Source organism: Malaciobacter mytili LMG 24559 (genome assembly GCF_003346775.1).
GTDB classification, from domain to species: Bacteria; Campylobacterota; Campylobacteria; order Campylobacterales; family Arcobacteraceae; genus Malaciobacter; species Malaciobacter mytili.
In genome coordinates, this window is sequence record NZ_CP031219.1 from 752,844 (window position 1) to 777,098 (window position 24,255).

Sequence of the window (24,255 nt, forward strand, 5' to 3'; positions counted from 1 at the left end):
GTTTTAAACGCTTTTAAACACACATTTACTTATTTGTTAAAACCTAAAATCTCTTTAGCTTCAAGAGTTGTCAAAATTTGTCTATCAACTAAGTTTGAAACCAAGTCACTATCATCTTTAAAATTTGTTACATCTATAAGCTCTGGCTCATGTGTAATTCCAATGTGAGCAAATGAATCTTTAATAACTTTTGTTTTAGGTTTGATAGTTACTTCATTAAATGCATGAAGTTGATCTATTAACTCTCTTCCTCCACCTAATCCACCAGCACTCATAACACCTACTAATCTTGGAGGTACTCCATGAGCTGCAATAATCTCATCTCTTGTTACATTTTTAAGCTTCTCAAAACTCATATCTTCTACACCACTTAATTTCTCAAGTCTTACTTTTGCTGGGTTTGCTCCATCTGATGTTTTACCAGTATGTAGAACTAAACTCTTATGAGCATTACTGTAGCCTTTGAAGTTAGAGCCAAAGAACTGTTTAAAAGAGTTTACTTGCTCTTGATTTGGTGAGCTGTTCTCAAATACAATACCGAAGCCCGGTCTAGCTCCATTTTTAAAAAATGAGCTGTTATATTGGTCTGCTTGTTTTGTGGTGTTGATTTGTTCTAGTGTTGTAAGATAATCTGGCTCTCCATAATATTTAGATGATGGGGAGTGATATTTAAAATGAAAACCATCTAATTTAACTGGCTCTTCATTATTCTCTGGAATTTGATATATCTCTTTGTTCTTATTAACTCTACCTTGAAAGCCTAAGACATGATATAAGTAAAAATCACTTTTAGTTCCAGCTTGTTCTAAAAAAGCATTTCCATATATTTCCATATCCATAGTAAGAGCATATAAGAAATAGTTTGCAATCTCATTATCTGGAATAAACTTCTCTAAGTCACTATTAGTATATTGAGATAGTAGTGCTGCTTTTAATCTAATACTTCTTTGATGATATACATTGAAGTAATAAAACTTTAATAATAAATCAAAGTTTATATGTGGATCAATAGTTCCATTTGAATTTTGACTATCTTTCCCAACTGTTTGCCTAGATTCTTTTGCACCTTTTAAAATTAAATCACTCATTAAAACCCTTTTTTCTTACAACTATTACAACATAAACAAAATAGCCTATCTATAGGCTTTCTATGTTGTCGTATCAATAACCAGCCATATTAATATAAAAAAAAATATAAATCATTCCAGATGTATGTATATGGAGTGTTTTTCATTTTGAAAGCTATTAAAATTGCTGCATCGAAACTTTAATCAGTTACCAAATCCAAAAAAGGAGATAGAGTGCCAAAGTTATCAAATATTGCTATTACTCATATTTCACTTGTAAAAGCTGGAGCAAACAAGAAGTCGATTATTTATAAATCTTCTGATGGTGAGCCACCTTATGCAAGAAATATTGAGATTAAGAAAAGTGATGATGAGCAAGGGATTATTTATGGGATTGTATATGCACCAAATGAAGTTGATACAGACGGTGATTATACAGATGTAGATGAAATTTTAAAAGCTTCATATGCATTTATGAAATCAAGGTTTACAAATAATGTTGATAAAGACCATTCATTTGAAGTTGAGAAAGCTTTTGTAGCAGAGAGTTGGATTGTAAAAGAGAATGACTCTATTTTCCCAGATGAGCCAGTAGGTTCTTGGGCTGTTGGAATCAAGCTTGAAGATGAAGAGTTAAAAAAAGGTGTAAAAGATGGAGATATTGCTGGTATCTCTATGGCTGGAACTGCAACTAAAACAGAGGAAGAAAATCCAACTGTAAAAAAAGCAGATGAGAAAAGCTTTTCTTTAAATGATGTTTTAACAATGTTTAAAAAAATGTTCTCTTCTACATCTTTTGAAGTTAGAGGCCATCATTACAACGATAATGTTGATAAATCTCAAAAACAACAAGGAGAAAATAACGAAATGCAAAAAGAAGATTTTGAAGATGCTTTAAATAAAGCAATGGAACCAATGACTAAGACTATCAAAGATTTAAAGTCTAAGGTTGAATCTTTAGAAAAGAGTGACAAAGAGACAAAAGAAGCTCTTAAAAAGAGTAGACAAAATGGTGATGTAGAAATCAAAAAAGAAGAAAAAGAAGATCCATCGAAAGGAATTTTATAATGGAAGAAAATGCATTAAGTGAAATTTTAAAGACAGGTGGATTAACACCTCAAGAAGCCACTTTAAATGGAGAACTAACTCCAAAGCAGGGTAGAGTTTTTGTAAGCACTATTGTTGCATCTGATGCTTTACTTGGAAAAGTTACTACTGATATTACAGGAAAACTTACTAAAGAGAGAAGTGGTTTAGATGTTGCAAAAGGAATGCTAACAAGACACGTGTCTGGTGAAACTCCTCCAGATGAGAATATGAAAAAGCTTGGAAAGATTGGTTGTACTCTTGATATGACTAAAGGTGTTGAGTTAAATGCAAAAATTAACGATGATACTTTAGAAGATGCAAAAGATAATCCAAACTTTGACAAAGAGCAATTTAATGCATTTGGTCAAATTTTCTCAAATGACTTACTATATTTAGGAGTTGTTGGAAAAGCTGATAATCCAGCAGTAGATGCTCCTTTTGATGAACTTGCAAAAGGTTGGATTACTGTAGCAAAAGAGAGTGATACAACTAATAAACCAACATCTTCAAATGAATCTATTCTTTATAGATTAAAGCATTTAGTTAAAAATGCTCATGATGATGTTAAAGGTTCTGCTGCAATTTTAATGAGTGCAAGTGACTATATGGATTATCAGTTTGAAATTGCTGAGAAGTTTAAAAGTCTTGCAACGCTATTAAAAGCAAAAGAAAAAGAGTTTATGGGGTTTGAAATTGAGACTAGACCAGATGTTCCAAATGGTACTTATCTTTTAACACCTCTTAAAAACATGGTCTTTGGTATATCATCAAAAGTTAAGAGAAAAAGATGGTACGACAATGAAAAAGATTGTCTTAGATATAAGTTTGTAGTTTATCCAGACTATGAGTTTGATATTCATAAGTATGTAACTTACATGACAATTGTTTCTTTAACTGTTACTTCTTATGAAGTATCTGTTGCAGTTGGTGCATCGAGTCAAAGAACTGTATCAAGTGCAGCTGGAAATGGACTTGCTGGTGTTACTGCAATCTCTAGAGATGAAACAGTTGCAACTGCTACTTATGATAGCTCAAATGGAAAAATTACTGTAACTGGTGTAGCTGAAGGGTCAACAACTGTTGTAGTTGATGATGGTACTTCGTACAAAGAAATTAAAGTAACAGTAACAGCAGCTTAAGAAGTAGAAAATGGAAGCAGTTAATATTGAAGATTTAAAGGGATTATTCCCTTTAAGTTTAGAAGCTAAAGCAATTACTCCTCACTTAAATAGAGCAATTTGGGATTATAACCATGTTGAGTTCGAAGATGAGATTCAACAGGTAGAAGTTATTGGATCAAAAGCTTTTTATTATCTTGCTCCATTACTTTGGGTTGATATGCAAGATAGAGTTAATGAGTATGAGGAGTCACTAGAGACATTCAAGGATGTTAAGACTTTTCAATCTTATTGGTTAGATCGTTCAAACTCTGCTTTGAATAAAACTAATAATGATGAAACGGACGAGGTATCGTATTTATGCATTTAAATGAAACTGAAGCAAAAACAGCAATTGAAACTCTAATAAAAGAACATGCTGGAACTGACTTTGAAGTAGTAATTTTAAGAAGAAAGCCTAAAGACCTAATTTCTAAATACGTGTTTTTTGGTTTAAAAGTTGCTTCTAAAAATAGTGAAGTTTTTTTTAATGATTTAATGATAGCTACTGCTAGTACCGATTCATTGGAAGTTATTGAAAGTGAAATTGTAGAAGAGAACAAAAAGATAAAAGACATCTTTTTGATTAGAGCTGAAGTAGAAGTTGTAAAAATTGAAGAACAAGACAAAAAGGTATTGTAATGGAAAAGTTACCTTTTTATGCCCCAAAACAATGGTGGGAAAATAGAGACAAAGCAATTAAAGAAGATTGTAATGGCTGTGGAAGTGAACTTGATCTAAGTGGAAAGCTAGTGCCTAATACTCTATATGGTTTAGATATTAGCAAAGAGTGTTGTTGCCCGCATGATTGGGGTTATAAGTATGGAAAAACATGGTTGGACAAAATGTTTACTGATGTGATGTTTTTATACAACATGACAGCAAAGATTATTAATACTGGTGGATGGCTAGTTATTCCAAGGCTTTTAAGAGCTACGAAGTATTTTATTGCTGTTGTAAAGTATGGTGATAAATCTTTTGCTGATGGTAAAGAGTTTATTTCAAGGGAAAAAGAAATTACTTTTAAAGGAGAATTTCGATGAAAAGATTATTAATCTTATTTGCTGGTTTATTGGCTATTGGTTTGTTTGCTGGATGTGAGAGTATTAAAAACCTTACTCCTGAACAAAAACAAAAGATTGTTGAAACTGGATACAAAGTGGGTAAAAAAGGTGTGCAAACTTTTGTCTCTGAAGAAAAAAGAGAGAAGTATCATACTAAAGAATTTGATAATGCAGTGACAACTGGCTATGACATCTATAAAGATGTAAAGAATAAAGAAAAAAAGTAAATTGTTCTATAAGTGTACGAAACAAGATGTTTTCATGCACTTATAGGTTTTAGGAGTTTTTATGGGTGAAATAAGTAGTTTATGGGGTATTGCTTGGGGTGTTGGAACTATCATCGCAATAATTGCAATTACAGTTTATATGACTCGAAGAAACACCTCTGTTATTGACTCTTTAAAACAGAATGAAATTGCAGAATTGTATAACATAGTTAATAGAAAAATGGATGAAGATAAAGCTCGTAATACTTTTGTAACTAAAGAAGTAAATACAGAGCAAATGAAACATATTGATACTTCTATTAGTGAGATAAAAGAGTATCAAAAAGAGATATTAGGATATTTAAGAAAATGATTTCCTTGTCAGAACTAAAAAGGCGATTAGAAAATATTGTTCAAATTGGTAGTGTACATGAAGCTAAGATTATAGAGGGACATCATTTAGCCAGAGTTGTTTTAGATGACGATGGAATTAATAAAAGAGTAAGTCCATTCTTACCTATTAAGAGTTTAGCTAATTCTTTTGGAAAAGCTTTCTTTCCAGTTCGTTCAGGAGAACAGGTCATAGTAATAAGTCCATTTGGCAATATTAATGGTGGATTTATTATTAGATCTATTTTTCATAATAAGTGTAAGGTTCCAACTGGAGCTAATGAGCACACAACAGTGATTGAGTTTGAAGATGGAACTAAAATGTTTTATGATTCAAAGGCTTCAAAATTAGAAGTAGATGCAGTAAAAACTATTAATATTTATTGTGTTGATGTAAATGTAGAAGCTTCAAAACAAGCTTATGTAAAAGCACCTAATACGATTATTGAAAGTAAAACTTTAGTTAAAGGTACTTTAACTGTTGAGGGATTAACTTCTTTGCTTGGAGGAATGAAAGTAATTCCATCTGAAGGAGTAACAATTGGTGCAGAGTTTGATTGTGATATTAAAACTACAAAAAATATTAGTGCAGATGGAGAGATAAGTGATAAAAAGGGTTCACTTACAAACCATACAAATAATGGATACTTAAGGGATTAAATGAAAACAGTAAAAGTTATTTCAAGTATTACAACATCTGTTTTTTGTGTATCTATGCAAAAGAGTTTTACTCGAATGACTACAACTCCATTAAAGAGTAGAACTTTAAGGCCTAATTTTGGAAGTAGAATGCATGAACTTATTGATAAGGTTATGGATGAGAGGTGGAAATTGTTATTTAAAAAATACTTATTTGAGTGTTTTTTTGATGAAAATAATGAGCCATGGGATAAAAGGTTTAAAGTAAGAAGTGTTGATATAGTGAGTATTGACATATTAACTGGAAGTGTTAGAGCACGTATTAATTTTGAAGGTTTTGAAATTGAAACTCAAATGGGAGGATTTTGATGAGCAGTTTAAAAGAGAAGATTAATAAATTACCTAATCTTAAAATTTTTGTGGAACAAAGTGCAGAATTAATCTTAAGTGAACTTAAAGAGGAGTTCTCAATCAGACATCCTGAAGTGAACTTGATTGAATCTGATTCTATTTTAATGCAGCTTGAAAATATTGCATATAGAAAGGCTTTTCATAATGTGGCTTTAAATAATAAGATTAAGCTTATGCTCCCTCACTATTGTCAAGATGAGGATTTAGACAATTTTATTTTTGGTTTTTATGGAGGTGAGCTAAGACACCTTGGTGAAGAACCAATATGTAATTACGAGTTTAAATTAGATGAAGCATTGAGCAATAATATAACAGTTCCTAAAGGATTTATTCTAGGAGACAAAGGAACCGTACAATCATATTTAATGGAAAATGTTGTAATTGTAGCTGGTGAGATAAGTGCTCAAGGAAAAGTAAAACTTGATATGAAAACTAAGGATAGTGATATTAAAACAGAAACACCTATTTCTACTTTCCCTCATGTGATTACTGTTAAGGCTCTTGGTAAGTTTACAGGTGGAAGTAATCCTGAAACTGATGAAGAGTTTTTTGAAAGGGCTATTTTAAGTTTAAATAAATACTCAACTGCTGGAGGGAAAAAAGCGTATGAGTATTTTTGTAAGTTAGCTGATGAGAGAGTATTTGATGTGAAAGTTATTTCTCCTTCTCCATTACTTATAGATTTATATATTTTAAGCTCTGATGAGAATGTAATTGATGATGTAATTACAAATGTTGAAGCTGTACAAGGTAATGATAGAGTGCAAGCTTTTTGTGATGTAGTAACAGTAAAAAAAGCTATTAAAAAAGAGGTAATATTAACTCCCACAGTACACTTACTTGATCTATTACAAACTAATCAAGTAAATGAAGATATTCAAGAGAATTTTAATAGCAAATTTAAAATAGGTCAAACATTACCTTACTCAAAAGCTATTAAAGCTTTAGAAGTAGCAAATGTATATGAAGTAGAGCTTGAGAATATTGACTTAAGTGTACACTCAAATGAATACCTGAGCATTACAGTTAATCCAACTTTTGTGGAGGCATCTTATGAATGATTTTAAATCAATCTTACCTTCGAATGAAAATTTGATTGAAAGAACCATTGAAGAGTTAGGTGCAAGAATATTTAACTTTGAAGAACTTGATTATATTACACTTGATCCAATGAAGTGTGATGCATCACTACTCCCTCATTTAGCTTTTGATTTAGATGTAAGTATTTTAGGACTAGATGAAGATGAGGCTAGGGTATATTTAGTGAATGCTAGAGAAATTAAAAGACTTACGGGGAGTGTATGGGCTGTTAATAAAGCTGCATTTTCTGTTTTTGGAGAAAATATTAAGGTTCAACCATGGAACAAAGTTGGAACAGTTCCTGGTACTTTTAAAATTGAAGTAGATGTTACACCTCAAAAGAGTGTAACAGATGAAAACCTAAATAAAACAATTAGATTAATTGATACAGCTAAACCTGAGAGTAGACACTTATCAGGAATAACTATAAATATGAAAAATAATGGTGCATATAAAACAAATGCAGTTACTACATCAAGTGAGGTTGGTTATGTATTTCCAAAAACAATTGAAGATATAGAAACAAGTATAAATCATAAAAGTGCAATTAGTGTTTATATGATAGAAAAAATAGTAATAAAACCCTAGGAGTTTAGAAATATGGAATATTTTACATTATTAACAAAAAAAGGAAAAGAAAAGATAGCTGCTGCAACTGTAGCAAATTCAACAATAGCATTAACTCATATAGCACTTGGAGATGGGAATGGAACAGTTCCTATGCCAGATGCATCTAAAACAGCTTTAGCAAATGAAAAGTTTAGAGCACCTCTTAATGATTTAAGAGTAGATGAAAAAAATTCAAGTTGGTTTATTGCAGAAGGATATATCCCTTCAAATCAAGGTAATTTTTGGGTTAGAGAAGTTGGAGTATTTGATACGGATGGAGATTTAATAGCTATTGGAAATTACCCAGAAACTTTTAAGCCAATAATAACAGCTGGAGTTGCAAAAGATTTATATATAAAAGTAATCTTTGAAGTCTCTAGCTCTGATACAGTTACTTTACAAGTAGATCCATCTATTGTAATGGCTAGTCAAGAGTATGTAAATTCTAGGCTTATTAAAAAAGCAGATATTAGTTATGTTGATGCAAAACCTACTGGCTTCAAGAATTTTATTATAAATGGAGGGTTTGATATTTGGGATAAAGGTCTTTCTTTTCAAACTTCAAATAAATATACAGCAAATAGAGCACATACTCTTGTAGGTATTGTAGAAGCTGTTCCTTCTGAAATAAATAGAACGTATGATTATCAAGTAACTTTAAATGATGGAGTATCAGGAAATGGAATTTATGCACAAGCAATTTTAAAAGAAGATATACAGCACTTACAGAATAAACAGATTACTTTTTCTATGAAGAGAAAAGGTTTAATAGGTTCTTTTGATGTGTATTTTATTTGGAGAGATAGTTTATTAGCTGAAATAAATCAAGTTGCTAAATCTATTACTTTTATAAAAACAAATACTGATTGGGAAAAATTTGAAGGAACCTTGACATTACCTGAAGCAAATCCAACAAATAAATATTTAGTTGTAATTATAACTGCAGGTGCAGATTTTAATTCGACTTTTAGATTAAATGAACTTCAACTTGAAGAGGGTGAAAAAGCTACTAATTTTGAAAACCGTCCTTTATGGCTAGAAAAAGAGTTGTGTTCATATTTTTATGAGAAAAGAACTCTAAATATAATTGGACAAACAGATAGTGGAACTGGAGTAAGAGGTTTAATTGAATATAAAAATAAAAGAATTGAACCACAAATTTTTGCTTCAAATCTTGGTTCTTTTAATGACAATATTATTTCAGTAGATATTTCAAGTGTTGCTTTTTCAGAGATTAAAAAAAATCAATGTAGATTTGATGCAACAGTTGTTTCTAATTCTTTATTAAATTTTTATCCTTGTTATGGGCAGTTAGATATTTCAATAGATGCAGAGGTATATTAAATGAAAACAATACAAAAAGTTAAATATATAGATGATAAAAATGATGGTGTGATTATAACTTTTGATGATGGTTCTAAAGTACAAATTCCAACGCAAAAGTATAGATATGAATATACGGATTTATTAAAGAATTGGTTAGATGAGAATAGCAATAAAATTGAACCTTGGAAAACTTTAAAAGAATTAGAAGATGAAGCTTATCAAAACGAAAAGCAACAGGCAAAAAGAGACAAAGAAAAAGAGCTCAATTCTCTTGTGATTGACTATAACACGGTTTTATATGATGCAAATGGAGAAGCTTTAGGAAATATGTCAACAGTTATATCAATTGCAAATGCTACTTTCAATAAGGCTATTTCAATAGGTATTGATGGGACTGTTATGAGTTTAGAAAATGCATATAACTATGTGTATAAAGAGCAAACTGTAAATTGGAAAGGTGCTGACAATAAAGCACATACAGTTCAGATTGAAAGTTTAGTTGAAGCTAGTCAAAAAGCAATGATTAAAAAAGCAGAAATTTTATTTAAATATTAAATCTTAAAAAGGAGAAAAGAATGGCAAATAATAGAGGAATCGTAACAGAGCGTTCAAGTGATAGTGCAAGGCCTATAAAAGTTAATTCTACACTTCCAATTGCATTAGTAGTAACATCAAATATTGCAGCTGGTATTTATGGTTTTGATAGTCCCGAAGATGCAATTAATGATGATGTAATCAAAACTCATACTACTGGAAATATGATGAAATATCTACAATTAGGAGTTGATGAATTTCCTGTAATAGTGCCAACTATTATAGTTGTATGTAATGAAGGTGTAGATGATACAGAAACAAAGTCCAATATTATTACTGGAGTTAATTCTATTAAGAAAGCAGCTTCAACAGTAAATCTTGCAAGTTCTAAAGGAAGTATTATTGGATATAACCCTGACATTATAGCTGTTGCAGATTATGCGATTGGTGATATGGATGTTGCTAATGCAATGATTAGTGTATGTACTGCAATTAAAGCTCGTACATTTATTGATTTAGATGCAGATTCGAATGGTGATGCTATTTCACAAAGAGATTTATTTGGAAGCGATAGAGTTACGCTTTCTAAGACTTCACTTGGTAAGTGGAATACTAAAACTAATAGTACAGATTACTATGATAGTGGTATTGTGTTAGCTTGGCTTAGAGCTTATGTAGATGGTATTGATGAAATTGGTTGGTCAAAATCTATTTCTAATCAGGTTTTACCTTTCAGTTCAATCAAAGAACCTTCAGATTTTGTAGCTGGTGTATTAGATGAAACTGATCCATTAACAGAAGCTCAAATTATGAGTTATATTACTTATATGGGTATTAGAACATGGAACTACCAAACAACAGATGCAGACCCAATTTGGCAAGATGCAAGAAGGGTAAGAATAGTTGACTTAGCATCGGCTGCTGTTTTAAAAGGTATTTTCTTTGCAGTTGATGAGCCTATTGTTAAATTAAGAGAAGCAAAAAAATCTCTTAGAGAGTTTATGAATACTCTTGTTGGTAAAAATATAATGTTGGCTCATGAAGTTAAACTTGATATGAAAAGAACTACACCTTCAGAGATTACTGCTGGTAGATTCTATTTTATTATTGATTTCCAAGAGATGCCAGTAGCAGTTAGAATTTGTGTAACGTTTAATCAAACAGATAGATTTGCACCACTTGTATATGAAATGCTAAATGTAGCATAATAAATTATAAAGGATAAAGTGATGAAACATAGAAGTACTATTACAGGTGTAAATGTAATTGTTGATGGTATTGGAAATATTGGTTCTTGTGAGTTTAAACAAGCTGATGTTTCTTTCTTGGAACTAGATCAAGAAACTGGTATTGGAAAGAGAACTGTAACTACACCTCTATTTGAAAGCTTGGACGTAGAGTATAAGTTTCAATCTATACCAGCAAATATCTATAAAGAGATGGCTAAATTAGATGAAGCAAAAGTTACAGTTAAAAGAACTATGAAAACTGGAGTTAGCAATGATGTAGAGGAGTGGCAATGTAGAGGTGGTATGTCAATTAAATATGGCAATTCTAAACCTGGAGAGTTTTTAGATGTAACTGTTACTCAAAAAGGTTTAAGCACATATTATCATGAGTTAAATGATGAAGTTATTACTAATATTGATCATGACAAAGGTATTGGTGAGCATGGAGGAGTTGATCATGCTAAACATATGAGACAATCATTACAATAAGGAAAAATAGATGAGCAACACAGTTAAATTAAAAGCAAAATTAGATGATGTAATTATTGAGCTTGAGGGTGAGCTTAAAGTTGGTGGTAAGCCAGTATCAAAAATCATTATGAGACAACCATTAATCAAAGATATTAAATTGGTTAATCATATTGAAGATGAGATTGAAAATAATGCTACATTAATTGCAAATCTTACAGGTCATACAGTTGAAGAAATCGAATCTTTACCAACTCATATTTTTGAGGCGTTAATTGAGGGTTTGCAAAGTTTCCAATCTTCGAAAGAAGTGATGTCTTAGAACATATGGCCTTTTTAGGTCATGTGTGTCATTTTTCCATAGAAGATATGGAAAATTTAAAGGTTTCTGAGTTTGAGTTTCTTGTAGAACAAGCCAATGATCTATTTAAAAGATTGAATACACAATAGTAAAGGAGGATATTTTGAAAACAATCGGCTTAGGAATCGTTATTCAAGGTGCAATATCTTCCTCTTTTAGTTCCTCAATTAAAAAAACAAACTTTAGTTTAGTAGGTATTGATAAAAGTATCAAGCGCATGAGTAAAACTAAGTTTGAAATGAAAGAGTTTAACAAGTTATCCAAAGATGCAACCAAGAATAAAGATAAATTAAATGGTTTATCAAAATCTCTTAAAAGAGCTGGTATTGATACACGTAATTTAGAGCAAGATAGTAGGCTTTTACGTCTTAGTTTAGTGAACTTAAAAAAGGCTTCTAAGATTGATATTAAAATCAAAGGAGCAAAAGAGCAGTTCTCTCAACAAAAAGCACATATCCTTGGAATTGGTGCTGCTATTTATGGATTAAAAAAGACTTCAGATGTAGCAAGTGATGTTTTAAAAGCACAAGGTGAGATTAGATCACTTGATATTAGTAAAAGAGGTATTGATGATATAACTAAAGCTGGTCATAGGATGAGTTTACAATTTGGACAAATAACTGCTCCTCAATTTATTCGAGCCAGTTATGATATTAAAAGTGGTATTGCATCATTAAGTGAAAGAGGTGTAAGAGACTTTACTAAAATGGCAGCAACTACAGCTGTTGCAACAAAAGCTCAAATTGCAGATATGACAAAGCTTTATGCTTTAGGTTACGGAATCTTTAGAAAAGATTTTAGCTCTGATATGAACTTTGGTAAAAGTTTCAGTGGTGCAATAGCAGCTTCAGTTCAAGCCTTTAGAACTGATGGAGCAGATTTAGCAGCTGGTATTTCAAATGTTGGGGCTAGTGCAAAAGCTATGGGAGTATCACTAGAAGAAGAGTTAGCCATTATTGGACTTTCTAAAAGTGCTTTTGATAGTGCAAGTGAAGCTGGTAGTGGATATAGAGGTTTTTTAAGTGGTGTAGGTAAAGCTCAAAAGAAATTAGGACTAGAGTTTACCGATAGCCATGGAAAAATGCTACCAATGGTTGAAATTCTTGGAAAAATTAAAGATAAGTATGGTGATTTAGATTTAGCTGAGAATGATGAGTTAAAAGAAGCATTTGGAAGTGAAGAGGCTATTAAAACTATCTCTGCGTTATTGCCTAAAATGAATGAACTTGAAGCAGCTCAAAAAAATATCTCAAAAGCTATGGAAGGTGGACTAGAAAAGTCTGAGAAAATGGCTTTAGCTATGGATAGTGGTTATGGCTGGGAGAAAATGGGTAATGCTGTGTCATATGCAAGTTTTACTTTTGGAAAAGTTTTAACTCCAGTAGTAAATTTTGCAGCAACTACTTTAGGTGGATTCGCAAAAAGCATAGCTTGGGTAGATGAAAGAGTATCTTGGTTTATACCTCTTATAAGTGGAGTGACTTTTGGAATTATTGGGTTATATACAGTAATAAAAGTGGCCACTTTAACTAAGCTTGGATTTGCATTAGCAACCAATACTGTAAGAAAAGCAATGTTTTTAGGAATGGCTCAAAACTATATGAGTGCAACTTCTTTAAATGCATTGAATTTAAGAATGAAAGCTTACTCTTTGTGGACAACAGTAGTTACTGCTAAACAGTGGCTTTTTAATGTTGCACTTAATGCTAATCCTATTGGGTTAATGATTACTGGTGTTAGTGCATTAATTGGTCTTGGAGTTATTTTATATAAAAAATTTGAACCTGTAAGAAATCTGTTTAATGGCTTATATGAAGGTGGAAAGAAACTACTTAGTTTTATAGGTTTTGGTGGAGAGGATGAAGAGAGTAATCCAACTAAGAAAAGTGATACTACTAAAAAGTTAGCAGCAACAGCAATTACTACAACTGCATTAGCTACTAATCCAATTAAAACTGGAGAAGTAAAACCTCAAGCAGCTGTAACTCAACATAATGCATATACTTTAAAAGTAGATGCATCAAATGCAAGTAGTAATGTCGATGTAACAAGAGCTATTGAAGAGGCTATTGAAAATGCAGAGCGAAGAAAAAGAAATAGAAGTTTTGAGGATTAATGATGTTAGGAATGATAGATGAATATGAATTTAGAATGACAAAAACTCAGTTAGATTCTATTACTGAAGAAATTGACTTTGGTATTGTAAGCTCATTTAGAATAGGTAATTATCCTAAACATCAAGCCTCTTCAAAGGGTAAAGAGAGTTTTACTTTATCAGGTACTTTACTTATGCAAAGTATTAAAGAACTTGAAGTTTTAAAAGAACTTGGAAGAAAACAAGAACCAGTGGTTCTATCTCTTCCAAGTTTACCAACTATTCAAGTTAAGATGATGAATTTATCAATATCTAAATCTAATTTCTTAAATACAGGGGAACAATTGGAACAAGGATTTACATTAAAGCTTGAGAGGTATGAAAAATGATTGTATTAATCAAACAAGAAAATCAAACTCTTAATGATGTGGTTTTAGAACATTATGGAGACTTAACTCATTTAGATAATGTAATTGCTTTGAATCCTAAACTTCTTTCAAAGGTGGTTTTGGATTTAGGTGATACGGTTGAGCTTCCACAGTTTGAAGAAACAATTATAGAGAAAACAGTAAAAGCACTTTGGAGTTAAAATGCAACCAATCTATAAAATAGAAGCTAATGGTGTTGATGTAACAAAACAGCTAAATAGTGAAACTTCAGAGATTACTTTTAATGATGAAGCTGGAATTGTTTCTGATGAGATTACTTTAAGAGTGGAAGGACTACATAAAAGACCTAAAAGAGATGATGAACTAAAGTTGTGGTTAGGAACTAAAAAGACAAGTCTTTTTTATTGTGGATTATTTAAGGTTTCAAGAACACCAGTAAGTTATGGAGAAGAGAATTTTTTACATATTACTGCAACTGCGGTTGATTTTTCTAAAAATTTAAAGGTTAAAAGAAGTCAAACTTTTGAAAAATGTTCAATTAAGCAAGTATGTCAAATTATAGCTACTAGGCATGGACTTACTTTAAAAAGTGATTTTGATGAGATATTTATTTTACATCTCGAGCAGACTATGGAAAGTGATTTACATTTTTTAAAAAGAATATCACAAGAATATAATGCACTATTCTCTATAAAAAATAATACACTTATATTCGTTAAAAGAGTGAAAGAAGGTCAAAAGTCTAATGACTTACCAAGATTTTATTTAAGTAAAACAGATATAAATAATATAAGAATAGAACCAACTAATAAAACCTCATATAATAGTTGTAAAGCTGTATGGCGTGATATTAAATCTAATAGTCAAAAGAGTCTTATTGTTGGAGATGGTGAGCCTATTTATATGTTAAGAGATGCATTTGAAAGTGAATCAGATGCAAGAGCAAAAGCTGAAGCTGCTTTACAAAAGGCAAACTCAGGAACTAAAGAAGGATCTATTAAATGTGATGGATTTGAAATTTATGCTGGAGCTATTTTAGTATTAAATGGAACCTTAGAAGATGATGATGAATATCATATCAAAAGAGTAGATCATATAGTCAATAAAAGTGGATGGCATATTACCATCAAAATAGAAAATTAACTACAAACCACAGCCATCTTCCCCAAGCTGACTGCATACGAATATTAACGAAAAAAGTTGCGAGCATTTAAATATGTGACTTTTTGGAACGGAGAAAAAAGAATGCAGACTACAAAACTAAAAGCACCCTTTGCATGGGTAGGTGGTAAATCAAAACTAGCCAAAGATATTGTTGAGAAAATACCAGAGAAACATACTACTTATATTGAAGTTTTTGGAGGAGCTTTAAGCGTTCTATATGCTAAAGAAAAATCAAGACTTGAAGTTGTTAATGATATAAATGGTGAGCTTATCAATTTACATAGATCTATAAGAACTAATCCTGAGACATTAAACTTTTATTTAAATCAACTGTTGTGTTCAAGAGAGCTATTTTTTGCTATTAGAGATGGACATATGAAACCACGTAATAAAATAGAATCTGCGGCTTTTTATTTATATAAATTAAATCAATCATTTGGAGCTAAAGGTGATAGCTTTGCAATGAATGCTAAAAGTGGTCGTAAACCAAAAGATATATATAAATCATATCAAAAGTGGAGTAAACGTCTAAAAGGTGTTACTATTGAGAATATGAGCTTTAATAAGTTAATACCTTTATATGATAAAGAAGAGGTATTCTTTTATGTAGATCCTCCTTATGTATCAACAGAGAGCTATTACAAAAATACTGGTAGATTTGGAAGAAAAGAGCATGAGGAATTAGCAACACTATTATCTCAAGTAAAAGGTAAGTTTTTACTATCTTATAATGATTGTGAACTTGTAAGAGAGCTGTACAAAGACTTTAATATAATAACCACAAAAGAGATTAATTATACACTTGGAGCGAATATGCACAAAAAGAAAAAGAGTGTTAGGGAAGTTTTTATTATGAATTATTGATATAATACTCCAAGTTTAATACTTGGAGATATTATGAATGAACAAAGATATGATATAGTGGATATGGCTGAAAATGCTAGTGCATTTGGTTTTTCTTTAGGGAAAGGTGCATTAAAGTATATTTATAAAGTCAGTTCATTAGAAGCTTTAAAAGATAGCTTTAATGCTTTTGATTTTGAACGTTTACTTCAGCGTTGTGAATACTTTGTATATGAGCACGATAAGATAAGTGAAAATACAAAGAAAGAATTTTATGCAGACTTAAAGCATAATACACAAAACCAAAACTTTATATATGAATTTGTTGAGAAACTAAGAACTACACCTTTTGATTTAAATGCTCGTATAGTTGCTAGATTATCTTCTGAACTAGTAAAAAATAAATCTTTAAACTATTATGAAAGTATTATTTTAACAAATATACATATGTTTAATAATATTGACTGGCATAAAATCTACAATCATTTAAAGGATATATATAGTGGTTCTTTGCAATCACATAGTATTTCTTTAAAGACTCAAGCTAAAACTTTTCCAGTGAATGACTATAAAGACCATGTAATATTTAATAAACTAACTTTACTGGGGGTTATTCTTCCATCAACTGTTGTTCAGCAACCAGCTCAAGTAATGGAACCTAAAAATACGTTTCAATTTGAAAGTCCAACATATTATATTACTGATTGCACGGATGCTTTTTATAAAATTCTTGGGGATGTTATAGAATATGATACAAAGCTTCAATGATATTATAGAGAGACTCAAGGATATTTTATCAAATGAGATAAAGAATAAAAAGATGTATGATAAAGATGTTGCACAAGCTCTTGGAATAGAAGCTTCAAACTTCAGAAAACTAAAACATAGAAATAGTGTGCCATATTTTGAGATTATGACTTTTTTAGCCAAAAGAAATATATCTATCAACTGGTTTTTCTTTCTTCAGCTTCCTGAGTCTTTAATTGAACCTACATCTAACTATATAATATTAAAGTATCAAAGAACAGTTACAGCTTCAGCTGGAGGTGGTGCAATTAACTATGAAGTAAATCCATCTCCTTTAATAATTGATAAGCAGCTATTAGATTATATAAATAGTAACTATAAATATACTGAAGTCTTACAGGCATTAGGAGAGTCCATGGAGCCTGATATAAAAGATGGTAGTTTATTGTTTATAGATAAGAGTCAAAGAGATATTAATAGTAAAGGTGTCTATCTTATAAATACTAATGATGGCTTATATATTAAGCGTATAGAGATTAAAGATAATAAAGTAGTATTAATGTCTACCAATAAATCATATGAAGATATTACATTAAATATAGATGATGTTAGTATCATTGGAAAAGTAAGTGGAGTATTAATAAAAATATAGTTTAAAACATTTGCTTTTAAAATGTTAGTAAATGTTTGATATAGAAAAAGATAAAAGATATATATTTGGTTATAAAAAGTAAGTAAGAGTTATGTAAACAAAAGCGTAATTTAAGGGTTAAATCTTAACTTATTAATATGTACACACATTTCATAAGCAAATAATTCACATTTCATAAGCCGTTTTACAATTAAGAATAATAAAATAATATAACAACTAATTTAGTTATTTATGAAAAAATAATGAGTTTTAAATTAAAAAATATTTTTTTGACTAATAGTCAATAAAAAGTTTTATTTAAGAAAAAAGTTCTATAATTTCATCTTGACCGACAGTCAGTCATAAAAGATTTAAGATTTCACTATGGAGAATTGATGCCAAAAATAGTAAATAAAGAAGAAAAAAGAAGAGAGATTGCTTTAGCTTGTAGTGACCTTATCCATGATGTAGGAATTAAAAAAATAACTGTTTCACAAGTTGCAAAAACTGCAGGGATTGGAAAGGGAACAATATATGAATATTTTGAAAATAAAGAAGATATTATTTTTCAAATAATAAATATTCATATAGAAGAGTATCATAAAGAATTTTCAGAAAAAATCAAAAAAGAAAAAACGACAAGAGATAAAGTATTACATTTTTTTAAGTTTGTTATTGATAATTCTGAAGAAAATATGAAACATTTTAATAGGTTTAAAGAGTATCTTTCAATTGTACTAAGCGAAGAAAATGATGAGATGCTTAAATTCAATTGTAGCTGTAGTACATTTTTTTATTCTCAGTTGGAGAACATTTTACAAGAAGGTATTAATAAAGGTGAATTAAAATCATGTGCAGTTGATTTAGTTGATATTATTTTGACTTATGAAAGAGGAGTTGCTATTACTAAAATGACTCAAGATAATGTTGATATAGAAATGTTGTGCAAAAAATTTGTAGATAACTTATTTGAATTAGTAGAGATTAAGTAAAGCTTTTAAGGAGTAATAGTGATAAAAAAAGTGTTATTTGTTGCAATTGTTGCAACATCTTTATTCGCACAAGGTGAAGCTTTAGTAAATACTGAGAGCTTAAAAAAAGGGAAAATTAATCCTTTAACAGAATTTATTGGGAGTGTTAAATTTGAAAATAGTTCAAATTTAGCAAGTGAGAGTAATGGTTTAGTAAAAAAAATATTTTTTGAAGTTGGAGATAAAGTTAAAAAAGGACAAACTTTAATAAGTATTGATTCTTCAATTTTAGATGCACAAATAAAAGCGGCAGTTGCAGCAGTTAAAATTGCCCAGGTAGAGCTTAAAAATGCTACTAATGATTATAATAGATATAGTGCTTTATTAAAAAAAGATTCAATTGCTCAAAAAAGTTTTGATGATGTATATTTAGCTTATGAAATGGCAAAACAAAAAGTTGAGTCATCAAATGCAAATTTAAAAGAATTACAAATTCAAAAAGATAAAAAGAGTTTAAAAGCACCATATGATGGAATAATCGTTGAAAAAAGTGTAAATTTAAATGAGTGGGTAAGTAATGGAACTAAAATTGCAAAGATTGTAAATACAACTGATTTGGAGATGACATTTAATCTTCCATTAGAGTATGTATATCAACTTGATAAAACAAAAAAATATGAAATTTCATTAGCTGATACAACTATTCAAGCAAAATTATACGCAGCAATTCCAAGTGGAGATACTTTAACTAGAACTTTTCCAGTTAGATTTAAAGCAAGTATAAAAGATAAGTTTATTTTTGATGGAGCACAAGCAAAAGTAAAACTTGCTAAAAAAGTAAAAGAAGATGCTTTTGTAATTAATAGAGATGCTGTTATTAAAAGATTTAATCAAGATTTAATTTTTGTAATTGATGATAAATCTATGGCAAATATGATACCTGTACAAATTATAGGTTTTGATGGATTAAATGCGGGTATTCAAGCACAAGGTTTACAAGAAGGAATGAAAGTAGTTGTAAAAGGAAATGAAAGAGTTTTCCCAAATCAACCAGTAAAAGTTTTAAATAAATAGGAATTTTAATGGATTTAATTAAATTTTCAATCAAAAACCCAGTTACTATTATAGTATCTGTTTTGATTGTTGTAATGTTTGGTTTACTATCACTAAATAGTTTACCCTATCAATTAACTCCCAATGTAACAAAGCCGGAGATAAAGATTACAACATCATGGCCTGGGGCAACTCCTTATGAAGTTGAAAGAGAGATAATAGAAGAGCAAGAAGATGCTTTAAAAAGTTTAAATAATCTAATAGAATATGAATCTTCTTCTCAAGATAATTATGGAGAAATAACTTTAACATTTAAATTAGGAACAGATTTAAGAGCAGCTTTACAAGATGTTTCAAATAAATTAAATGAAGTTAGTTCATATCCTGATAATGTTGATGAACCAATAATTGAAACTGCAACAGCAAGCCCAGTTATTTGGATGATGTTACAAACATTAGAGGGAAATACAAGACATATTGATGAATATAAAACATATTTTGAAGATGAAATAAAACCACTTATTAAAAGAGTTAATGGAGTTGCCGGAACTATGGGTGGTGGTGGACGAGAGCAGGAGATGCAAGTTAATCTTGATGTAAATAAGTTAGCTTCTTATAATCTAACTATTAATCAAGTAATTGATATTTTACAAAAAGAAAATGTTGATATTTCTGCTGGTGTTCAAAATATGGGAAGAAGAGCTTATAGAATTAGAACAGTTCATAAGTTTACTTCAACACAAGATATTAAAAATATAGTGCTTATTTCAAATAGAGAACAAAGAGTAACAGTTGGTGATGTGGCAACAGTTGATTTTGGTTATGAAACAGCTAGTGGTGTTGCTATGTTTATGGGGAAAGATGGTATTTTCCTAGGAGTTCAACCAAACTCAGATGTAAATACTGTACAACTTACAAATGATGTAGAAAAAGTAGTAAATGAATTAAATGAGACTGTATTAAAAGATAGAGGTTTGAAAATCAAATGGATTTATGACCAAAGACCTTATATTGTTGGTTCAGTTGATTTAGTACAACAAAATATTATTATTGGTGGTATTCTTGCAGTATTTATCTTAATTTTATTTTTAAGAGCGGTATCTCCAACAGCAGTAGTTTCTATTGCAATTCCAATTTCAGTAATTGGTACATTTATTGTGCTTGATTTATTGGGAAGAAGTTTAAATACTATTTCACTTGCAGGTATTTCCTTTGCAGTTGGTATGTTAGTAGATAGTGCTATTGTAGTTTTAGAAAATATTGATAGACATAGAAAAGAGGGTATGAGTGTTTCTGAGGCTGCTTATGTGGGAGCTAAAGAGGTATGGGGAGCATTAATTGCAAGTGCTTCAACTACTATGGCTGTATTTTTACCTATTATTTTTCTTGAAGATGAAGCAGGGCAGTTATTTAAAGATATTGCTATTGCAGTAACAGCTGCAGTGTCTTTTTCTTTATTTGTGTCTATTGCTGTTATTCCAATGCTTTGGAAAAAGTTTGCAAGTATAAGTGGAAAAGAACCAAGGGGAAAAAGTTCTCTTACAAAATTTGGTGATAATATTGTTAAAAAATTTATGAGTATTGTTCACTTATCACTTAAAAGTACTTTTACAAAAATTGTAACAATTTTAGTTTTAGCAGTTTGATCTATTAGTATAATTTTAGTTTTATTTCCAAAGATGGACTATTTACCACAAGGTAATAAAAACTTAATTTTTAATATTTTAATTCCACCTCCAGGATTATCATACCAAGAAAGATATGATATGGGTGCATATTTAATGAAACAAGTAGAACCACATTATAATAAAGATGTGGGGGAATACCCTGGAATTAACAGAGCTTTTTATGTATCTTTCGGAGATTTTACTTTATTTGGTGGAACTTCAATGCATGAAAGTAGGGCAAAAGATTTAATACCTTTATTTAGACCAATTGTAAATTCACTTCCTTCAACTTTTGGAGTAACAATTCAAAGTGGAGTTTTTGAAAGTGGAGTTGGAGAAGGTAATAATGTAAATATTGATATTAGTGGTGAAAAAATTGAAGAGATTGCAGCTGTGGGAACTCAACTTTTTATGGCAGCAAACCAAATAATACCAGGAGCACAAGTAAGACCTGTGCCTTCAATTGAGTTACTATATCCAGAAATAAGAATTAAACCAAATCAAGATGCACTAAAAGCTTTAAGTATGAGTTCTCGGGATTTAGGAATAGTTGCAGATGTTTTTATGGATGGAAGACAAATAGGTGATTTTGAACAAGATGGTAAGAAAAAGATTGATTTAGTTGTAAGGGCAAAAGATGAGCAAATAAAAACACCTGAAGATATTTTAAACTCACAAGTTGTATTGCCAAATGGTTCTTTAGTTCCTTTTAGTTCTTTAGCATCTTATGAAAGTACAACAGGTATTAGTGAAATTAGACACTTGGATGGAAAAAGAACTATTACTCTTCAAATTACACCACCTCCTGGTATGACTATTGAAGAGACAATGACTCATTTAGAAAGTGCAATTTCAAAAATTAAAAATGAAGGTCAAATTACAAAAGGTATTGATGTAAAAATTAGTGGTACGGCTGATAAATTATCAGAAACTATTGGTATGTTAAGTATAAACTTTATTTTAGCCTTAGTAATTATATATTTATTAATGGCAGCATTATTTGGAAATTTCTTATATCCAATAGTTATTATGTTTACAGTTCCTTTAGCAACAGCAGGTGGATTTATAGGGTTGGCTTTAACAAATGCCTTTATTGCCCCTCAACCCCTTGATGTTCTTACAATGCTAGGATTTATTATCCTTGTGGGTATTGTTGTAAATAATGCTATTTTAATTGTTCATCAAAGTTTAAATCTAATAAGAGAGCAAGGCTATGAGCATAAAAATGCAGTAATTGAAGCAACAAGAACAAGAATTAGACCAATATATATGAGTTCATTAACTTCTGTATTTGGTATGTTACCTTTAGTTTTAGTTCCAGGACCTGGAAGTGAATTTTATAGAGGTTTAGGTTCGGTTATTACTGGTGGATTGGCTTTATCAACAGTATTTACTATTTTTATTACTCCTGCTTTACTAATGTTCTTTATTAAATTGGAACAAAGAGTAAAAACAAGAAGTAATTCAGTTGATTTAAGTAAAGCATAAAGGAAAAGCATGATAAAAAAAAGTATATTTTTATTAAGTGCATTTGTTGCTATTAATGCTAATGCTTTAAATATAGATAGTGCAATAAATCTTGCACTACAAAATAATAATGAACTTAAACAAAAAGTTTATGAATATGATGAAGCAAAAGAGAATATAGAGTTAAATAAATCAAGTTTTAAACCAAAACTTGATTTAGCTTATACATATACAGATAGAAGTAAAGTAGCAAGTGGCTTAAAAAGAGATTCAAGTGCAAGTGCAGTTGTATCATATAATTTATTTAATGGATTTTCAGATTATAACTTAGTTCAAAGTGCGAAATATAGTGCTAATGCAACAAATTTAAATCTTTATGCTTTTAAGCAAGATTTAGTTTATAATGCAAAAGTTGCATATATTAACTTTTTGGATAAAAGAAAAAATCAAAAAACTTATGAAGTTGCTTATAGCTTATTTTCAAAACAATATGAAGATTCAAAAAATAGATATGAACAAGGCTTAATTGCAAAAAATGAGCTTTTAGATGTTCAAGTTAAAATGTTAGATGCAAAACAAAATTTAACAAGAGCAAATAGTGATTTACAAATTGCAAAATATGAACTAAGTAATATTCTTGGTGGAATAGATTTAGAAAAAGAAAGTATTGAAGAGTTAAATGAAAAAAAGATTACTTTTCAAGAATATAAATTGGAATTTTTAGAAAATAGAAGTGAAATAAAAGCTTTAAAAATGAGTATTGATAGTTTAAATTCTCAACTAAATTCTACAAAAGGAGAATTTTTACCTTCTATTGATGCAAGTTTATCATATAATAAATATGGTGATGGTCCAACTGCAAAAGATGTAGAGCCAGATGATCAAAAAGTAGCACAAGTTTCATTAAAATGGAATTTGTATAATGGTGGTTCTAAATATTCCAAAATGGACATTAATAGACTAAAAGTTAGGCAAGTAAAAGAACAACTTGAAAAAACAAAACTTGATATAAAACTTCAATATCAAATTGCAAAAACAGATTTTGAAGTATCAACTGAAAACTTTGAGAGTGCTAAACTTGCTTTAGAACAAGCTAAAGAAAACTATAAAATAGTAAGTGATAAATTTGATGAAGGTTTAGTAAAATCTACTGATTTAACAGATGCAAACTATTTGCTTACAAATGCAAAACAAAAATATTATAAAGCATATTATGATAAGTTTTTATCTTTAGCAAAACTTGATAGGGTTTTTGAAAAAGGAATATAATGTCTGCATGGACTTATTTAATATTAGCAGGAATTTTTGAAGTGGGATTTGCTTCCACTTTAAAACTTACTGAGGGATTTTCAAAACTTGTACCAACAGCAATATTTTTAGTTTGTGCAAGTTTGAGTTTTTATTTTCTTACAAAAGCTGCACAAACTTTACCAATAGGAACAGCATATGCTGTTTGGACAGGTATAGGTGCAGTTGGTACAATAATTATTGGAATATTCTTTTATAATGAACCAATTGGAGCTTTAAGATTATTTTTCTTATTTACTTTAGTTGCTTCCCTTGTTGGATTAAAATTAGTTTCAAACTAAGGATAAATT

The 24,255-nt window shown here is 30.0% G+C and carries 28 protein-coding genes and 1 pseudogene; 28 read left to right on the forward strand and 1 reads right to left on the reverse strand.

Going from position 1 to position 24,255, the window contains the following annotated elements:
- Nucleotides 1-29: 29 nt before the first annotated feature.
- Nucleotides 30-1,088: a phage portal protein gene (locus AMYT_RS03845; RefSeq protein ID WP_114841239.1), complete on the reverse strand. Its 1,059-nt coding sequence runs from the start codon at nt 1,086-1,088 to the stop codon at nt 30-32.
- Nucleotides 1,089-1,301: 213 nt separating this feature from the next.
- Here AMYT_RS03845 and AMYT_RS03850 point away from each other — a divergent pair, with 213 nt between their 5' ends.
- The 28 genes and pseudogenes from AMYT_RS03850 to AMYT_RS03985 all read left to right on the forward strand — a co-directional run bounded on the left by AMYT_RS03850 (nt 1,302) and on the right by AMYT_RS03985 (nt 24,246).
- Nucleotides 1,302-2,135 (forward strand): XkdF-like putative serine protease domain-containing protein, encoded by an 834-nt coding sequence (locus AMYT_RS03850; RefSeq protein WP_114841240.1) that lies wholly within the window; start codon nt 1,302-1,304, stop codon nt 2,133-2,135.
- Nucleotides 2,135-3,295 carry an Ig-like domain-containing protein gene (locus tag AMYT_RS03855; RefSeq protein WP_114841241.1) on the forward strand — a complete coding sequence of 387 codons (1,161 nt, stop codon included), beginning with the start codon at nt 2,135-2,137 and terminating at the stop codon, nt 3,293-3,295. The genes AMYT_RS03850 and AMYT_RS03855 overlap by 1 nt, the downstream gene beginning before the upstream one ends.
- 10 nt (nt 3,296-3,305) lie before the next feature.
- On the forward strand, nt 3,306-3,644 hold the full coding sequence (locus AMYT_RS03860) for a hypothetical protein (RefSeq protein WP_114841242.1): 339 nt from the start codon (nt 3,306-3,308) through the stop codon (nt 3,642-3,644).
- On the forward strand, nt 3,635-3,955 hold the full coding sequence (locus tag AMYT_RS03865; RefSeq protein ID WP_114841243.1) for a hypothetical protein: 321 nt from the start codon (nt 3,635-3,637) through the stop codon (nt 3,953-3,955). Before AMYT_RS03860 ends, AMYT_RS03865 begins: the two co-directional genes overlap by 10 nt.
- Entirely contained in the window at nt 3,955-4,356 is a 402-nt protein-coding gene (locus AMYT_RS03870; protein ID WP_114841244.1) for a hypothetical protein, read from the forward strand. The genes AMYT_RS03865 and AMYT_RS03870 overlap by 1 nt, the downstream gene beginning before the upstream one ends.
- Nucleotides 4,353-4,604 (forward strand): hypothetical protein, encoded by a 252-nt coding sequence (locus AMYT_RS03875; RefSeq protein WP_114841245.1) that lies wholly within the window; start codon nt 4,353-4,355, stop codon nt 4,602-4,604. The genes AMYT_RS03870 and AMYT_RS03875 overlap by 4 nt, the downstream gene beginning before the upstream one ends.
- 61 nt (nt 4,605-4,665) lie before the next feature.
- The gene (locus AMYT_RS03880) at nt 4,666-4,956 is read left to right on the forward strand and encodes a hypothetical protein (protein ID WP_114841246.1); all 291 of its coding nucleotides are present in this window, start codon (nt 4,666-4,668) and stop codon (nt 4,954-4,956) included.
- Nucleotides 4,953-5,633 (forward strand): phage baseplate assembly protein V, encoded by a 681-nt coding sequence (locus tag AMYT_RS03885; protein ID WP_114841247.1) that lies wholly within the window; start codon nt 4,953-4,955, stop codon nt 5,631-5,633. Before AMYT_RS03880 ends, AMYT_RS03885 begins: the two co-directional genes overlap by 4 nt.
- Nucleotides 5,634-5,981, forward strand: a complete 348-nt coding sequence (locus AMYT_RS03890) for a baseplate assembly protein (RefSeq protein WP_114841248.1) — start codon at nt 5,634-5,636, stop codon at nt 5,979-5,981. It begins immediately after the preceding gene.
- Entirely contained in the window at nt 5,981-7,084 is a 1,104-nt protein-coding gene (locus AMYT_RS03895) for a baseplate J/gp47 family protein (RefSeq protein ID WP_114841249.1), read from the forward strand. Before AMYT_RS03890 ends, AMYT_RS03895 begins: the two co-directional genes overlap by 1 nt.
- Nucleotides 7,077-7,691 carry a phage tail protein I gene (locus AMYT_RS03900; RefSeq protein WP_114841250.1) on the forward strand — a complete coding sequence of 205 codons (615 nt, stop codon included), beginning with the start codon at nt 7,077-7,079 and terminating at the stop codon, nt 7,689-7,691. The genes AMYT_RS03895 and AMYT_RS03900 overlap by 8 nt, the downstream gene beginning before the upstream one ends.
- Nucleotides 7,692-7,703: 12 nt before the next feature.
- Nucleotides 7,704-9,056, forward strand: coding sequence for a phage tail protein (locus AMYT_RS03905; RefSeq protein ID WP_114841251.1), 1,353 nt, complete (start codon nt 7,704-7,706; stop codon nt 9,054-9,056).
- Entirely contained in the window at nt 9,057-9,593 is a 537-nt protein-coding gene (locus AMYT_RS03910; protein WP_114841252.1) for a hypothetical protein, read from the forward strand. It begins immediately after the preceding gene.
- Between the two features lie 20 nt (nt 9,594-9,613).
- Nucleotides 9,614-10,780: a phage tail sheath protein gene (locus AMYT_RS03915; protein ID WP_114841253.1), complete on the forward strand. Its 1,167-nt coding sequence runs from the start codon at nt 9,614-9,616 to the stop codon at nt 10,778-10,780.
- A 21-nt stretch (nt 10,781-10,801) separates the two neighbouring features.
- Nucleotides 10,802-11,290 carry a phage major tail tube protein gene (locus AMYT_RS03920; protein ID WP_114841254.1) on the forward strand — a complete coding sequence of 163 codons (489 nt, stop codon included), beginning with the start codon at nt 10,802-10,804 and terminating at the stop codon, nt 11,288-11,290.
- Nucleotides 11,291-11,300: 10 nt separating this feature from the next.
- A complete protein-coding gene (locus AMYT_RS03925; RefSeq protein WP_114841255.1) occupies nt 11,301-11,591 on the forward strand; it encodes a phage tail assembly protein in 291 nt (96 codons plus the stop codon).
- A 142-nt stretch (nt 11,592-11,733) separates the two neighbouring features.
- Nucleotides 11,734-13,746 (forward strand): phage tail tape measure protein, encoded by a 2,013-nt coding sequence (locus AMYT_RS03930; protein ID WP_114841256.1) that lies wholly within the window; start codon nt 11,734-11,736, stop codon nt 13,744-13,746.
- 2 nt (nt 13,747-13,748) lie between these two features.
- Complete coding sequence (locus AMYT_RS03935) at nt 13,749-14,114, forward strand: phage tail protein (RefSeq protein WP_162919463.1); 366 nt, start codon at nt 13,749-13,751, stop codon at nt 14,112-14,114.
- Complete coding sequence (locus tag AMYT_RS03940) at nt 14,111-14,314, forward strand: tail protein X (RefSeq protein ID WP_114841258.1); 204 nt, start codon at nt 14,111-14,113, stop codon at nt 14,312-14,314. Before AMYT_RS03935 ends, AMYT_RS03940 begins: the two co-directional genes overlap by 4 nt.
- A gap of 1 nt (nt 14,315) precedes the next feature.
- On the forward strand, nt 14,316-15,257 hold the full coding sequence (locus AMYT_RS03945; RefSeq protein ID WP_114841259.1) for a phage late control D family protein: 942 nt from the start codon (nt 14,316-14,318) through the stop codon (nt 15,255-15,257).
- A gap of 102 nt (nt 15,258-15,359) precedes the next feature.
- Complete coding sequence (locus AMYT_RS03950) at nt 15,360-16,142, forward strand: DNA adenine methylase (protein ID WP_114841260.1); 783 nt, start codon at nt 15,360-15,362, stop codon at nt 16,140-16,142.
- Between the two features lie 33 nt (nt 16,143-16,175).
- The gene (locus AMYT_RS03955; RefSeq protein WP_114841261.1) at nt 16,176-16,889 is read left to right on the forward strand and encodes a hypothetical protein; all 714 of its coding nucleotides are present in this window, start codon (nt 16,176-16,178) and stop codon (nt 16,887-16,889) included.
- On the forward strand, nt 16,870-17,520 hold the full coding sequence (locus AMYT_RS03960) for a LexA family transcriptional regulator (protein ID WP_228197892.1): 651 nt from the start codon (nt 16,870-16,872) through the stop codon (nt 17,518-17,520). The genes AMYT_RS03955 and AMYT_RS03960 overlap by 20 nt, the downstream gene beginning before the upstream one ends.
- 374 nt (nt 17,521-17,894) lie before the next feature.
- Entirely contained in the window at nt 17,895-18,491 is a 597-nt protein-coding gene (locus tag AMYT_RS03965) for a TetR/AcrR family transcriptional regulator (RefSeq protein ID WP_114841262.1), read from the forward strand.
- A gap of 18 nt (nt 18,492-18,509) precedes the next feature.
- Nucleotides 18,510-19,544: an efflux RND transporter periplasmic adaptor subunit gene (locus AMYT_RS03970; protein ID WP_162919464.1), complete on the forward strand. Its 1,035-nt coding sequence runs from the start codon at nt 18,510-18,512 to the stop codon at nt 19,542-19,544.
- Between the two features lie 8 nt (nt 19,545-19,552).
- Nucleotides 19,553-22,678 (forward strand): annotated as a pseudogene (locus AMYT_RS03975) (efflux RND transporter permease subunit).
- 9 nt (nt 22,679-22,687) lie between these two features.
- The gene (locus AMYT_RS03980) at nt 22,688-23,926 is read left to right on the forward strand and encodes a TolC family protein (RefSeq protein ID WP_114841264.1); all 1,239 of its coding nucleotides are present in this window, start codon (nt 22,688-22,690) and stop codon (nt 23,924-23,926) included.
- On the forward strand, nt 23,926-24,246 hold the full coding sequence (locus AMYT_RS03985) for a DMT family transporter (RefSeq protein ID WP_114841265.1): 321 nt from the start codon (nt 23,926-23,928) through the stop codon (nt 24,244-24,246). The genes AMYT_RS03980 and AMYT_RS03985 overlap by 1 nt, the downstream gene beginning before the upstream one ends.
- The last annotated feature ends 9 nt before the right edge of the window (nt 24,247-24,255 follow it).